Raw genomic sequence first — 14,584 nt, 5'->3', positions numbered from 1 at the left:
ATTCCTTAATGACATTCTTATTTTTTACCACAGCGACCGTGGCGGTTGATTATGACGTGTGAAGATGAAGAAAATTCCTGGGATCTCTCTGAAATTTGTAAGTAACATTGAACGCCGTAATACATCAGCCCATCTGCAGGAGTGCCTGACTTGACGACGCACAATCCGGTGTTAACCGCCGCCCACTGGGGACCCATTCTTGTCGAAACGGACGGAGAAAAGGTGCTCTCCTCCCGGGGCGCGCTGCCCACTTCGCATCCGAATTCGTTGCAAAGTGCGGTCCGCGATCAGGTGCACAGTAAAACCCGGGTGCGTTATCCGATGGTGCGCAAAGGGTTTCTTGCCTCGCCTGCACAGCCGCAGGGCGTGCGCGGACAGGATGAGTTTGTGCGCGTGAGTTGGGACGATGCGCTGGCGCTGATTCATACACAGCATCAGCGCATCCGCGACCGCTGGGGTCCCTCTGCTATTTTTGCCGGTTCTTACGGCTGGCGTTCCAATGGCGTCCTGCACAAATCGGCGACGCTGTTACAACGCTACATGGCGCTGGCGGGCGGGTATACCGGACATCTGGGCGACTATTCTACTGGCGCGGCACAGGCCATCATGCCGTACGTGGTAGGCGGCAGCGAGGTTTACCAGCAGCAGACCAGTTGGCCGGTCATTCTGGAACACAGCGAGGTGGTGGTGTTATGGAGCGCCAACCCGCTGAATACACTGAAGATTGCCTGGAACGCGTCAGATGAACAGGGGATACCTTACTTTGATGCGCTGCGTAACAGTGGAAAACGGCTGATCTGTATCGATCCTGTGCGATCGGAAAGTGTCGATTTCTTCGGTGACAAGATGGAGTGGATTGCGCCGCATATGGGGACTGACGTGGCGCTGATGCTCGGCATTGCGCATACGCTGGTGGAAAATGGCTGGCATGACGAGGCGTTTCTTGCCCGCTGCACCACGGGTTACGCGGTCTTCTCAGATTATCTGCTGGGGGTGAACGACGGTATCGGTAAAACCGCCGAATGGGCGGCTGATATTTGCGGCGTTCCGGCGGCGAAAATCCGTGAACTGGCGGAATTATTCCATAAAAATACTACAATGCTGATGGCCGGCTGGGGCATGCAGCGTCAGCAGTATGGCGAACAAAAGCACTGGATGATTGTCACCCTGGCCGCCATGCTGGGACATATAGGTACGCCCGGTGGCGGTTTTGGCCTTTCCTATCACTTTGCCAACGGCGGTAACCCGACGCGGCGTTCTGCTGTGCTGGCATCAATGCAGGCCAGCCTGCAAGGTGGTACTGACGCGGTGGAGAAAATCCCGGTGGCGCGCATTGTTGAAGCGCTGGAAAATCCCGGTGCGCCGTATCAGCACAACGGTATGAACCGGCACTTCCCGGATATCCGCTTCATCTGGTGGGCGGGTGGGGCGAATTTTACCCATCATCAGGATACGAACCGACTGATACGCGCCTGGCAAAAACCTGAGCTGGTGGTCATCTCAGAATGCTTCTGGACCGCTGCCGCAAAGCACGCCGATATCGTACTGCCAGCGACGACCTCTTTTGAGCGTAATGATCTCACCATGACCGGAGATTACAGCAACCAGCATCTGGTACCGATGAAGCAGGTTGTGCCGCCGCAGGGAGAAGCGCGCAATGATTTTGACGTCTTTGCCGAACTGAGTGAGCGCTGGGAAGCGGGGGGATATCAACGCTTCACGGAAGGGAAGAGCGAACTGGAATGGCTGGAAACGTTCTACACCATTGCCGGGCAGCGCGGGGCCAGCCAGCAGGTGATACTGCCGCCGTTTGCTGAATTCTGGGCTGCTAATCAACTGATTGAAATGCCGGATAATCCGGCTAACGCGCAGTTCATTCGCTTTGCTGATTTTCGCCGTGATCCGGACACGCATCCGCTGAAAACCGACAGCGGTAAGATCGAGATATATTCGCAGCGGATTGCCGGTTATGGCTATGCGGACTGTCCTGGACATCCGATGTGGCTGGAGCCAGATGAGTGGCACGGCAATGCCGAACCTGAGCAGCTACAGATCGTGTCGGCGCACCCGGCGCATCGGCTGCACAGCCAGCTTAACTATAGTCACCTGCGTGAACGGTACGCCGTTGCGAACCGCGAGCCCGTGACGATTCATCCGCAGGATGCGCAGGCGCGCGGTATTCGTGAGGGCGATACGGTGCGTATCTGGAACCATCGTGGTCAGATCCTGGCGGGCGCAGTGGTCACCGACGGTATCAAACCCGGCGTGATCTGCATTCATGAAGGGGCATGGCCGGATCTCGACCCTGCTGCCGGGGGCATCTGTAAAAATGGCGCGGTGAATGTGCTGACCAAAGACCTGCCCAGTTCGCGTCTGGGGAACGGCTGCGCAGGCAATACCGCCCTGGCGTGGATGGAGAAATACAGCGGGCCAGCGCACACGCTTACTGCGTTTGATCCGCCCGCCAGCCCATAATCCAGGTGGGATGCTGGGTATCTTCCTGCCATGCGCTGTCTTCGATACGAAAACCCAGCGCATGGTAGAAATTCACCGCGCTCTGGTTTTTTTGATATACCTCGAGGCTCAGCACGCTGAAACGCTGCTGAACATGCTGCACCAGCGCTTTACCAATCCCACTGCGTAACGTATCCGGAGCGACAAACAACGCCCCTAAAAAGCGTTGTTCCATAACGCTGACAAATCCTTTCAACCCCCCTTCTTCTTCCCAGACCCAGGTTCTCGCGGCGGGCAGGTAAACATCACGCACAACCTCTTCACTTTCATGCCAGTAACGTTCGGGAATAAAAGGATGCGCATAGATGGTGCTTTCCAGCCATAACGCCAGCAACGGTGTCATGTCATCACTATGAAACTCGCGAATCATTTTTATCTCCTGGATGGCAGAAACAGCCGGTGATGTGGTCGTTGACCAGTCCGCAGGCCTGCATGAAGGAGTAGCAGATAGTCGTGCCAACGAATTTAAATCCCCGTTTTTTTAATGCTTTTGACAAGGCGTCCGAGGCCGGAGTGGAGGTCGGGATCTCACCCAACGTAGCGGCGCGGGTGATTTGCGGCTGATTTTCCACGAAAGACCAGACAAAGTCGGCAAACGGTTCGCCGTTTTGCTCCATCGCCAGATACGCCCGGGCATTACCGATGATGGCCTGAATTTTCCCCCGATGGCGGATGATCCCGGCATCAAGCAGCAATCTTTCCACATCGTCTTCCTGCATGGCGGCCACGCGTACGGGATCGAACTGGTGGAAGTTAGTGCGATAATTTTCGCGTTTCTTGAGGACCGTAATCCACGAAAGACCGGCCTGCTGACCTTCCAGGCAGATCATTTCGAACAGTTTTTTACCGTCGTGCTCGGGCACGCCCCATTCGTTATCATGGTAGGCAATATAAAGCGGGTCCTGACTGACCCAACCGCAACGTTCCATACTTTCCCTCGCTCTTTGACTTGCCATAAAAATATCGTTCAGGCACCTTGACGCGCCAGCGAAAAAGACAATATTTAATACAGGGCTTTCGCCTGTCATCCCTTAAATTACAATGACAATAATATCGCCGATTTCGGCTCTCTTCTGGAGTCGCATTGATGATGATAAAAAAATGCAGTGGTCGCCGGGAAATTATTCTCCTGGCGAGCGTCGTGGTCTGTTCGCTTTACATCAACACAGCCCGTGCCTGGCAGCAAGAATATATCGTTGATACCACGCCTGGATATACGACTGAACGCTATACATGGGACAGCGATCACCAACCGCGCTATGACGACATTCTGGCTGAGCGTATCCGGACGACACAAAGTGTGCCTGGTCTGGCCGTTAATCTTGAGCAGGCGTCGCCGACGGAAGCCACCAGCGGCATGAGTATGGGCTGGAATTTTCCGGTCTCTGGCGACGTAACCACCGGGCCGGTCGCGGCGTTGCATTACGATGGCACCACCTCCTCCATTTATAACGAATTTGGCGACAGTGTGATCAGCCAATCGCCCGATCCGTTATGGCATGCCAGCGTCAGCACGCTGGGCTGGCGAGTGAATTCGCAATTTGGCGATCTGCGGCCGTGGGCGCAGATCAGCTACAACCAGCAGTTTGGCGAAAATGTCTGGAAGGCGCAGTCGGGACTCAGTCGAATGACGGCTACCACTCAGGACAGTAACTGGCTGGATGTGACCGTTGGCGCAGATATGCTACTCAATCAGCATATGGCAGCCTATGCCGCGCTCTCGCAGGCGGAAAACACCACCAACAATACCGACTACCTCTACACAATGGGGGTGAGCGCCCGGTTTTAACCTGTGGTTTACAATTTAAACGCAGAGATAACAGTGGCTGTGGTGATAGTATGCACTAACTGATGGGCAAATATTTGTTCGCTGAAAATTTGTCTCGTCATTCATTCCTTATTCCAGGCATTTCATTCCGTTCTGATGGCACTTCATGCCGTTTTCTCCCCGCATAAAATGCATTTCGTTATGGTTATCGGCAGAGAATTTCCCCTTTTGCTTATGCAGGAAGACTGCCATGAAAACCACATCGTATCAGCGCACCCGTTGGTTGACCCTTATCGGTACTATTATTACGCAATTTGCCTTAGGTTCTGTGTATACCTGGAGTCTGTTTAATGGCGTGCTTTCCGAAAAGTTGGGTGAGCCTGTCAGCCAGGTGGCCTTTTCTTTCGGCCTGTTGAGCTTAGGCCTGGCGATATCCTCTTCTGTCGCCGGGAAATTGCAGGAACGATTTGGCGTGAAACGCGTCACCATGGCGTCCGGTATACTGCTCGGGCTGGGCTTCTTCCTGACCGCGCACTCCAGCAACCTGATGATGCTGTGGCTGAGCGCAGGCGTGCTGGTGGGACTGGCCGATGGCGCGGGCTACCTGTTAACACTATCTAACTGCGTGAAGTGGTTCCCGGAGCGTAAAGGGCTGATCTCTGCCTTTGCCATTGGCTCTTATGGCCTGGGAAGCCTGGGTTTTAAATTCATCGACAGCCAACTTCTGGCGACCGTCGGTCTGGAAAATACCTTTGTGATTTGGGGGGCGATTGTGCTGGTGATGATCGTCTTTGGCTCTACGCTGATGAAAGATGCACCCAATCAGGAAGTCAAAACCCAAAACGGCGTGGTGGAAAACGACTACACCCTGGCACAGTCCATGCGTAAACCGCAGTACTGGATGCTGGCGGTAATGTTCCTGACGGCGTGTATGAGCGGGTTGTATGTGATTGGCGTGGCGAAAGATATCGCTCAAGGTCTGGCGCATATGGACGTGGCTTCGGCGGCCAATGCAGTGACGGTGATTTCTATTGCTAACCTGTCTGGTCGTCTGGTGCTGGGTATCCTGTCCGACAAAATCGCCCGTATCCGTGTGATCACCCTTGGTCAGGTGGTATCTCTGGTAGGGATGGCCGCTCTGTTGTTTGCGCCGCTGAATGCGCTGACCTTCTTCGCTGCCATTGCCTGTATCGCCTTTAACTTTGGTGGGACGATCACCGTCTTCCCGTCGCTGGTCAGCGAGTTCTTCGGTCTGAACAACCTGGCGAAAAACTACGGGGTGATTTATCTGGGCTTTGGGATTGGCAGTATCTGTGGTTCGATTATCGCGTCGCTGTTCGGTGGGTTCTACGTGACCTTCTGCGTTATTTTCGCTCTGCTGATCCTCTCGCTGGCGCTCTCCACCACCATTCGTCAGCCAACACGCGAAGCGCTGGAAATGGCACACGCCTGATATCCGGTAAAATTTTCTACAGGCCAGCCGATGTGCTGGCCTTTTTTTGTTGTTAATAGTCCGCTTTCAAACTTGATTTTTGTAAATATCTCTTTCAATCACATTCTCTGTTGCCACTTTCTGTGCTGCTTGTGGTCTACTTAGCCGCGCGTGTCGATTTTGCTATTTGACTACCTTCGCAATTTCACCTGCCCGGCGGATGTCGCCGTTGCGCAGGCGGTGTTAACCCCTCGATTTCCAGGGCTTGCTTGCATGAGATACATTACGTCGATGTCGCAGCAAAAGCTGAGTTTTTTGCTCGCGATCTATATCGGTCTGTTTATGAATGGCGCGGTTTACCTCCGTCGGTTTGACGGTTACGCGCAAGACTTTACCCTCTGGAATGGAATCTCCGCGGTTGTTGAACTGGCTGGCACTGTGCTGGCAACGTTTTTCTTTTTACGACTCCTGTCGCTGTCTGGCAGGGCGGTATGGCGTGTTCTGGCTTCGCTGCTGGTGCTGATTTCAGCCGGCGCAAGCTATTACATGACCTTTATGAACGTGATGATCGGTTACGGTATCGTGGCCTCAGTTATGACCACGGATATTGACCTCTCCAAAGAGGTGGTCGGCTGGACGTTCGTCCTCTGGCTGGTGGCGGTGAGTATTATCCCGCTGATCTTTATCTGGTTTAACCGTTCGACGGATACCCTCTGGCGCCAACTCTGTACGCCAAAAGTGCGCTGGCGCAGCGCGCTGATCGTGCTGATGGCGGGGCTGCTGGTCTGGGTGCCGATCCGTCTTCTGGAGATGCATCAGAAACGTGCCGATCGTATTGCGGGTGTGGATATGCCGAGCTACGGCGGCGTACTGGCGAACTCCTATCTGCCGTCAAACTGGCTGTCTGCGCTGGGCCTGTATGCCTGGGCGCAGGTAGATGAATCGTCTGATAACAAATCGCTCATCAACCCGGCGAAGAAATTCACCTATACCCCGACCCAGAACCTGGATGACACTTGGGTGATTTTCATTATTGGTGAAACCACGCGTTGGGATCATATGGGAATGTTGGGTTATGACCGCGACACCACGCCGAAGCTCGCCAAAGAGAAGAATCTGGTGATGTATCGTGGCTATTCCTGTGATACTGCGACGAAACTGTCGCTGCGCTGCATGTTCGTTCGTCAGGGCGGGGCCGAGGACAACCCCCAGCGTACGCTGAAAGAACAGAACGTTTTTGCGGTGCTCAAGCAGTTAGGCTTTAGCTCCGATCTCTACGCGATGCAGAGTGAAATGTGGTTCTACAGCAACACGATGGCCGACAACATTGCTTATCGCGAACAGATTGCCGCTGAGCCGCGTAACCGGGGTAAAGCCGTGGATGATATGCTGCTGGTGAATGAAGTTGATCGTTCGCTGCAGGAAAACCCGCAGGGTAAGCATCTGATTGTGCTGCACACCAAGGGCTCTCATTACAACTACACCCAGCGTTATCCCCGTGAGTTCGCCCAGTGGAAGCCGGAATGCTACGCTATCGATCGTAAGTGCCCGAAAGACCTGATGATTAATTCATACGATAACTCGATTACCTACGTCGATCATTTTATCGATACGGTGATTGATCGGGTACGCGATAAGAAAGCAATTGTGTTCTACGCCGCCGATCACGGTGAGTCGATCAATGAGCGGGAGCACCTGCACGGTACGCCACGCATGATGGCGCCACCGGAGCAGTTCCGCGTACCCATGATGGTCTGGATGTCGGATAAATATCTGGAAAACCCGGCCAACGCGCAGGCGTTCGCGCACCTGAAGAAGGAAGCGGAAATGAAGGTGCCGCGCCGTCATGTGGAGCTGTACGACACCATCATGGGCTGTCTCGGTTATACCTCGCCGGATGGCGGAATTAATGAGAACAACAACTGGTGTCATATCCCTGACGGACAGAAAAGCGTTGCTCAATAAAAGGGCTGACGACTTTCTCGCCGATCAAATGGCATTTTACGACTAAGGGATTGACGGGCGCGCACCTGCGCAGTAAGATGCGCCCCGCATTCGGTGATTGGCGCAGCCTGGTAGCGCACTTCGTTCGGGACGAAGGGGTCGGAGGTTCGAATCCTCTATCACCGACCAAATTTAAAACCCTGCTCAATGAGCAGGGTTTTTTGCATTCAGAGCCGAGAGGATGAGAACCTCCGGGGGCAGAGGTTCGACTCGAGCGGAGCGAGAGAACGTTGCGCGGCAACGGCCCGTAGGGCGAGCCACGAAGTGGCGAGTCATCCTCTATCACCGACCAAATTTAAAACCCTGCTCAGTGAGCAGGGTTTTTTGCATTCAGAGCCGAGAGGATGAGAACCTCCGGGGGCAGAGGTTCGACTCGAGCGGAGCGAGAGAACGTTGCGCAGCAACGGCCCGTAGGGCGAGCCACGAAGTGGTGAGTCATCCTCTATCACCGACCAAATTTGAAACCCTGCTCAATGAGCAGGGTTTTTTGCATTTGTAGGCCTGATAAGCGAAGCGCCATCAGGCAATTCGTTGCATCATTTCTGGTATTGCCGGATGGCGATGCAGATACCTTATCCAGCCTGCGAGCGACCTTAATTTCTGCTACAGAAAATGCGCATCACTTCTCACTATTTGCTAACGATTTTGTGACATATTCCATTGTCTTTTTTTATCTATGCCTGGATCTTTTTTTGCGTTACTTATGGCTGGCGCTAGCATTTTCCGCTGTGCGCTTTAACGTTCGTGGGATTTATCGCTCAGATATGCACCATTTCGTCAGAAATTTTTTTTATTCTGCACAATTGTTAATCACCAAATGTTGCTAAATATTAAGGGGTTTATTCTGGCATTCAGGGCGTAGCATAAATTTCTCTGCTGAAAATACCCACCTGAAGTTTTTTTAATCTTTGTTTGCTAATTCTCACCGTTGTTGTAAATCATGGTTACCTGTATTGACGTTTTCACATTCTGTTGACAGATTGTAGGGCATGAGGGGCATTTCATGGAGAATCCGCACTGCTACTCAGTCGTTTATGTGAAAGGAATCCCCACCTCTTAACGCCGACCCAGCCGGTTAAAAAACAAAAAAGGCCAGGCGGTGCAAACCCATTGCAAAGGGTAAAACAACAACATCACATTTGGAGCAGAAGAATGAGTATTTCCTTGAAGAAGTCAGGGATGCTGAAGCTTGGTCTGAGCCTTGTGGCTATGACTGTCGCAGCAAGTGTACAGGCTAAAACTCTGGTTTATTGTTCAGAAGGTTCTCCTGAAGGGTTTAACCCGCAGCTGTTTACCTCTGGTACAACCTATGACGCCAGCTCAGTACCTATCTATAACCGTCTGGTCGAATTCAAAACCGGCACGACTGAAGTGGTTCCGGGCCTCGCTGAGAAGTGGGAAATCAGTGAAGACGGTAAAACCTACACCTTCCACCTGCGTCAGGGCGTGAAGTGGCAGGACAATAAAGAGTTCAAACCGACGCGTGATTTCAACGCCGATGACGTGGTGTTCTCTTTCGACCGTCAGAAAAACGCACAAAACCCGTACCACAAAGTATCCGGCGGTAGCTATGAATACTTTGAAGGCATGGGCCTGCAAGACCTGATCAGTGAAGTGAAGAAAGTGGACGACAAAACCGTTCAGTTCGTGCTGACGCGTCCGGAAGCGCCGTTCCTCGCCGATCTGGCGATGGATTTCGCCTCTATTCTTTCTAAAGAATATGCTGACAATATGCTGAAAGCCGGTTCGCCGGAAAAAGTGGATCTGAACCCAATCGGTACCGGTCCGTTCCAGTTGCAGCAGTACCAGAAAGACTCCCGTATTCTCTACAAAGCGTTCGAAGGCTACTGGGGCACCAAGCCGCAGATCGACCGTCTGGTCTTCTCCATCACGCCTGACGCTTCCGTGCGTTACGCTAAACTGCAGAAGAACGAGTGCCAGGTGATGCCGTACCCGAACCCGGCTGACATCGCGCGCATGAAGCAGGACAAAAACATCAACCTGATGGAGCAGGCGGGTCTGAACGTCGGTTACCTCTCTTTCAATACCGAAAAGAAACCGTTTGATGACGTAAAAGTTCGTCAGGCGCTGACCTACGCGGTGAACAAAGACGCGATCATCAAAGCCGTTTATCAGGGCGCAGGCGTTGCTGCGAAGAATCTGATCCCGCCAACCATGTGGGGCTATAACGACGACGTGAAAGACTACACCTACGATCCTGAGAAAGCGAAAGCCCTGCTGAAAGAAGCGGGTCAGGATAAAGGCTTTACCGTTGAACTGTGGGCAATGCCAGTACAGCGTCCGTACAACCCGAACGCGCGCCGTATGGCCGAAATGGTTCAGGCCGACTGGGCGAAGATTGGCGTTCAGGCCAAGATCGTGACCTACGAGTGGGGCGAGTATCTGAAACGCGCCAAAGCGGGTGAGCATCAGGCAGTAATGATGGGCTGGACCGGCGATAACGGGGATCCGGATAACTTCTTCGCGACCCTGTTCAGCTGCGCTGCGGCGAAAGACGGCTCCAACTACTCTCGCTGGTGCTACAAGCCGTTTGAAGATCTGATTCAACCGGCGCGTGCGACCGACGACCACAACAAGCGTATTGAGCTCTACAAACAGGCTCAGGTTGTGATGCATGACCAGGCTCCGGCGCTGATCGTGGCTCACTCCACCGTGTATGAGCCAGTGCGTAAAGAAGTCAAAGGCTATGTGGTTGATCCATTAGGTAAACACCACTTCGAAAACGTCTCAGTCGAATAATTAAAAGCAACGCCAGGCGCGCACTACGCACCGTTAAGTCGGTTCGCGTAGTGCCCCCGGCAGTAATGCTTTATCCCCTTCTCATTGAGGAGGGGATAAGATTTGTGAGCAATACAGACTCACGGTTCCAGGCCGTGTGTCATGAGAGAGAATCCGGGTTATGTTGCAGTTCATTCTCCGACGTTTGGGACTCGTCATCCCCACGTTTATCGGTATCACCCTTCTCACCTTTGCCTTTGTCCATATGATCCCCGGCGATCCGGTGATGATCATGGCGGGTGAGCGTGGTATCTCCCCTGAGCGTCATGCTCAACTGTTGGCTGAACTCGGTCTCGATAAGCCGATGTGGCAGCAGTACCTCCATTACATTTGGGGGGTTATGCATGGTGATTTAGGCATCTCGCTGAAAAGCCGTTTACCGGTGTGGGACGAGTTCGTGCCTCGCTTTAAAGCGACGCTGGAACTGGGTGTCTGCGCCATGATTTTCGCCACCGCCGTGGGCATTCCCGTGGGCGTTCTCGCTGCTGTTAAGCGCGGTTCTATTTTCGATCATACCGCTGTTGGCCTGGCGCTGACCGGTTACTCCATGCCTATCTTCTGGTGGGGCATGATGTTGATCATGTTGGTCTCTGTACAGCTCAACCTGACCCCTGTCTCCGGGCGCGTCAGCGATATGGTGTTCCTTGATGACTCTAACCCACTGACCGGCTTTATGCTGATAGATACGGCGATCTGGGGGGAAGAGGGGAACTTCATTGATGCCGTGGCGCATATGATCCTGCCTGCAATGGTGCTCGGTACCATCCCTCTGGCGGTAATAGTGCGTATGACCCGTTCGTCGATGCTGGAAGTACTGGGTGAAGATTACATCCGTACCGCGCGCGCCAAAGGGTTGACGCGTATGCGCGTCATCATCATTCACGCGTTGCGTAACGCCATGCTGCCGGTGGTGACCGTGATTGGTCTGCAGGTCGGTACGCTGCTGGCGGGCGCTATTCTGACCGAAACCATTTTCTCGTGGCCTGGCCTTGGGCGCTGGCTGATTGATGCGCTGCAACGTCGCGATTATCCGGTTGTACAGGGTGGGGTGTTACTGGTGGCGACGATGATTATTCTCGTCAACCTGCTGGTCGACCTGCTGTACGGCGTGGTGAACCCGCGTATTCGTCATAAGAAGTAAGGGGCCATCATGTCACAGGTTACTGAAAATAAAGTTATTGCTGCACCGGTGCCGATGACGCCGATGCAGGAGTTCTGGCACTATTTTAAACGCAACAAGGGCGCAGTGGTAGGACTGGTGTACGTCGCGATCATGATCCTGATTGCGGTATTTGCCAATGTCCTGGCGCCGTATAACCCGGCTGACCAGTTCCGCGATACCCTGCTGGCACCGCCTGCCTGGCAGGACGGCGGCAGCATAGCGCATCTGTTAGGCACTGACGACGTGGGTCGCGATATTCTGTCGCGCCTGATGTACGGCGCACGGTTATCACTGCTGGTGGGCTGCCTGGTAGTGGTGCTGTCACTGGTGATGGGGGTCGTGCTGGGCCTGGTTGCCGGGTACTTTGGCGGTATCATTGATAACATCATTATGCGTATCGTCGATATCATGCTGGCGCTGCCGAGCCTGCTGCTCGCGTTGGTGCTGGTGGCGGTATTCGGTCCTTCGATTGGTAACGCCGCGTTGGCGCTGACGTTCGTAGCGCTGCCGCACTATGTGCGACTGACGCGGGCCGCCGTGCTGGTTGAGGTCAATCGTGATTACGTGACCGCTTCCCGCGTGGCGGGTGCCGGCGCAATGCGCCAGATGTTTATTAACATCTTCCCGAACTGCCTTGCGCCGCTGATCGTTCAGGCGTCGCTCGGTTTCTCTAACGCCATTCTCGATATGGCCGCGCTTGGCTTCCTGGGCATGGGTGCGCAACCGCCAACACCGGAGTGGGGCACCATGCTCGCTGATGTGTTGCAGTTCGCACAAAGCGCCTGGTGGGTCGTGACCTTCCCGGGTCTGGCGATCCTGCTGACGGTGCTGGCATTTAACCTGATGGGTGACGGTCTGCGTGACGCGCTCGATCCCAAACTGAAGCAGTAAGAGGTTCGAGATGGCGTTATTAAATGTAGATAAATTATCGGTGCATTTCGGCGATGTGGGTTCCGAATTCCGCGCCGTAGACCGCATCAGCTACAGTGTGAATCAGGGTGAAGTGGTCGGTATTGTCGGTGAGTCAGGCTCAGGAAAATCGGTGAGTTCGCTGGCGATTATGGGGCTGATCGATTATCCGGGTCGCGTGATGGCAGAGAACCTGCTGTTTAACGGTCAGGACCTGAAGCGTATCTCTGAGAAAGAGCGACGCAACCTGGTCGGTGCCGAAGTGGCGATGATTTTCCAGGACCCGATGACCAGCCTGAATCCGTGCTATACCGTCGGTTTCCAGATTATGGAAGCGATCAAGGTACATCAGGGCGGCAACAAGAAAACCCGTCGCCAGCGGGCAATTGACCTGCTGAACCAGGTGGGGATCCCCGATCCGGCCTCGCGTCTGGATGTGTATCCGCACCAGCTTTCCGGTGGGATGAGCCAGCGTGTGATGATCGCGATGGCGATTGCCTGCCGGCCTAAGCTGTTGATTGCCGATGAACCGACGACGGCGTTGGACGTGACCATCCAGGCGCAAATCATCGAACTGCTGTTGGAACTGCAGCAGAAAGAGAACATGGCGCTGGTGCTCATCACTCATGACCTGGCGCTGGTGGCGGAAGCGGCGCACAAAATCATTGTGATGTACGCCGGTCAGGTGGTGGAAACGGGGGCGGCGCGCGATATCTTCCGCGCACCGCGTCACCCTTATACCCAGGCGTTATTACGTGCGCTGCCGGAGTTCGCTCAGGATAAAGCGCGACTGGCCTCGCTGCCAGGTGTGGTGCCGGGGAAATATGACCGCCCGATGGGCTGTCTGCTGAACCCGCGTTGCCCCTATGCGACGGACAAATGCCGCAGTGAAGAACCTGAACTGGCCCAGCTGGATGGCGGTCGCCAGTCGAAATGCCATTACCCACTCGATGATGCCGGGAGGCCCACACTATGAGTACGCATGAGGCCACCTCGCAACAACCGTTGTTGCAGGCGATCGACCTGAAAAAACACTATCCGGTGAAGAAGGGGATTTTCTCCCCGGAACGTCTGGTGAAAGCGCTCGACGGGGTATCCTTTACCCTTGAACGTGGCAAAACGCTGGCGGTGGTGGGTGAGTCCGGCTGCGGGAAATCCACGCTAGGCCGTCTGTTGACGATGATTGAAACCCCGACGGGCGGTGAGCTGTATTACCAGGGGCAGGATCTGCTTAAGCACGATCCGCATGCGCAGAAACTGCGTCGGCAGAAAATCCAGATTGTGTTCCAGAACCCATATGGTTCGTTGAACCCGCGTAAGAAAGTGGGACAGATTCTGGAAGAGCCCCTGCTGATCAACACTTCGCTCAGCAAAGAGCAGCGCCGTGAAAAAGCGTTGGCGATGATGGCGAAAGTGGGGCTGAAAACCGAGCACTACGACCGCTATCCCCATATGTTCTCCGGCGGGCAGCGCCAGCGTATTGCCATCGCCCGTGGTCTGATGTTGGATCCGGATGTGGTGATTGCTGATGAACCGGTCTCCGCTCTCGATGTTTCTGTCCGTGCGCAGGTGCTGAACCTGATGATGGATTTGCAGCAGGAACTGGGGCTGTCTTACGTCTTCATCTCTCACGACCTGTCGGTGGTTGAGCATATTGCTGATGAAGTGATGGTGATGTACTTAGGCCGTTGCGTGGAGAAAGGGACGAAGGACCAGATCTTCAACAACCCGCGCCATCCGTACACTCAGGCGTTGCTCTCCGCCACGCCGCGTCTGAATCCGGACGAGCGTCGCGAGCGCATCAAGCTGACCGGTGAGCTACCCAGCCCGCTGAATCCACCGCCAGGCTGTGCCTTCAACGCCCGCTGCCGTCGCCGCTTCGGACCCTGCACCCAGTTGCAGCCGCAGCTGAAAGACTATAGCGGTCAACTGGTCGCCTGTTTCGCGGTTGACCAGGATGAAAATACGCAGAAACCCGTAGCGTAAATTCGTCACT

11 protein-coding genes, 1 tRNA gene and 2 other RNA genes are annotated in these 14,584 nt (G+C 54.3%); 12 read left to right on the top strand and 2 right to left on the bottom strand.

The genetic code is table 11. From position 1 onward, the window contains the following. Window positions 1-150 precede the first annotated feature (150 nt). Complete coding sequence (locus I6L53_RS21805; RefSeq protein WP_217437578.1) at window positions 151-2,475, top strand: molybdopterin guanine dinucleotide-containing S/N-oxide reductase; 2,325 nt, start codon at window positions 151-153, stop codon at window positions 2,473-2,475. On the opposite strand, the gene I6L53_RS21800 is transcribed toward I6L53_RS21805, so the two are convergent. Beyond that, complete coding sequence (locus tag I6L53_RS21800; RefSeq protein ID WP_042323186.1) at window positions 2,444-2,884, bottom strand: N-acetyltransferase; 441 nt, start codon at window positions 2,882-2,884, stop codon at window positions 2,444-2,446. The genes I6L53_RS21805 and I6L53_RS21800 overlap by 32 nt on opposite strands. Next, window positions 2,865-3,443 carry a DNA-3-methyladenine glycosylase I gene (gene tag / locus I6L53_RS21795; protein WP_042323185.1) on the bottom strand — a complete coding sequence of 193 codons (579 nt, stop codon included), beginning with the start codon at window positions 3,441-3,443 and terminating at the stop codon, window positions 2,865-2,867. Before tag ends, I6L53_RS21800 begins: the two co-directional genes overlap by 20 nt. 158 nt (window positions 3,444-3,601) lie before the next feature. Here tag and I6L53_RS21790 point away from each other — a divergent pair, with 158 nt between their 5' ends. The 11 genes from I6L53_RS21790 to dppF all read left to right on the top strand — a co-directional run bounded on the left by I6L53_RS21790 (window position 3,602) and on the right by dppF (window position 14,574). Continuing rightward, window positions 3,602-4,303 (top strand): autotransporter outer membrane beta-barrel domain-containing protein, encoded by a 702-nt coding sequence (locus I6L53_RS21790; protein WP_042323183.1) that lies wholly within the window; start codon window positions 3,602-3,604, stop codon window positions 4,301-4,303. A gap of 229 nt (window positions 4,304-4,532) precedes the next feature. Next, window positions 4,533-5,735 (top strand): L-lactate MFS transporter, encoded by a 1,203-nt coding sequence (locus I6L53_RS21785; RefSeq protein WP_042323181.1) that lies wholly within the window; start codon window positions 4,533-4,535, stop codon window positions 5,733-5,735. A gap of 252 nt (window positions 5,736-5,987) precedes the next feature. Continuing rightward, on the top strand, window positions 5,988-7,679 hold the full coding sequence (eptB, locus tag I6L53_RS21780) for a kdo(2)-lipid A phosphoethanolamine 7''-transferase (RefSeq protein ID WP_042323178.1): 1,692 nt from the start codon (window positions 5,988-5,990) through the stop codon (window positions 7,677-7,679). Between the two features lie 91 nt (window positions 7,680-7,770). Further along, window positions 7,771-7,847, top strand: a tRNA-Pro gene (locus I6L53_RS21775). Window positions 7,848-7,878: 31 nt separating this feature from the next. Next, window positions 7,879-8,010, top strand: a non-coding RNA gene (locus I6L53_RS21770) — RtT sRNA. A gap of 31 nt (window positions 8,011-8,041) precedes the next feature. Further along, window positions 8,042-8,173, top strand: a non-coding RNA gene (locus I6L53_RS21765) — RtT sRNA. 697 nt (window positions 8,174-8,870) lie between these two features. Further along, window positions 8,871-10,478 carry a dipeptide ABC transporter periplasmic-binding protein DppA gene (gene dppA, locus I6L53_RS21760; RefSeq protein ID WP_042323176.1) on the top strand — a complete coding sequence of 536 codons (1,608 nt, stop codon included), beginning with the start codon at window positions 8,871-8,873 and terminating at the stop codon, window positions 10,476-10,478. 160 nt (window positions 10,479-10,638) lie between these two features. Continuing rightward, on the top strand, window positions 10,639-11,658 hold the full coding sequence (gene dppB, locus I6L53_RS21755; RefSeq protein ID WP_042323173.1) for a dipeptide ABC transporter permease DppB: 1,020 nt from the start codon (window positions 10,639-10,641) through the stop codon (window positions 11,656-11,658). A gap of 9 nt (window positions 11,659-11,667) precedes the next feature. Further along, window positions 11,668-12,570 (top strand): dipeptide ABC transporter permease DppC, encoded by a 903-nt coding sequence (gene dppC, locus I6L53_RS21750; protein ID WP_042323171.1) that lies wholly within the window; start codon window positions 11,668-11,670, stop codon window positions 12,568-12,570. 10 nt (window positions 12,571-12,580) lie between these two features. After that, window positions 12,581-13,564 (top strand): dipeptide ABC transporter ATP-binding protein, encoded by a 984-nt coding sequence (gene dppD / locus I6L53_RS21745; protein WP_042323169.1) that lies wholly within the window; start codon window positions 12,581-12,583, stop codon window positions 13,562-13,564. Further along, window positions 13,561-14,574 carry a dipeptide ABC transporter ATP-binding subunit DppF gene (gene dppF, locus I6L53_RS21740; RefSeq protein ID WP_042323167.1) on the top strand — a complete coding sequence of 338 codons (1,014 nt, stop codon included), beginning with the start codon at window positions 13,561-13,563 and terminating at the stop codon, window positions 14,572-14,574. The genes dppD and dppF overlap by 4 nt, the downstream gene beginning before the upstream one ends. Window positions 14,575-14,584: the final 10 nt, after the last annotated feature.

The organism is Citrobacter farmeri (assembly GCF_019048065.1).
In the GTDB taxonomy this organism is placed as follows: domain Bacteria; phylum Pseudomonadota; class Gammaproteobacteria; order Enterobacterales; family Enterobacteriaceae; genus Citrobacter_A; species Citrobacter_A farmeri.
The sequence above is the reverse complement of the archived record's forward strand: the minus strand, read 5'-3'. Positions and strand labels throughout refer to the sequence as shown.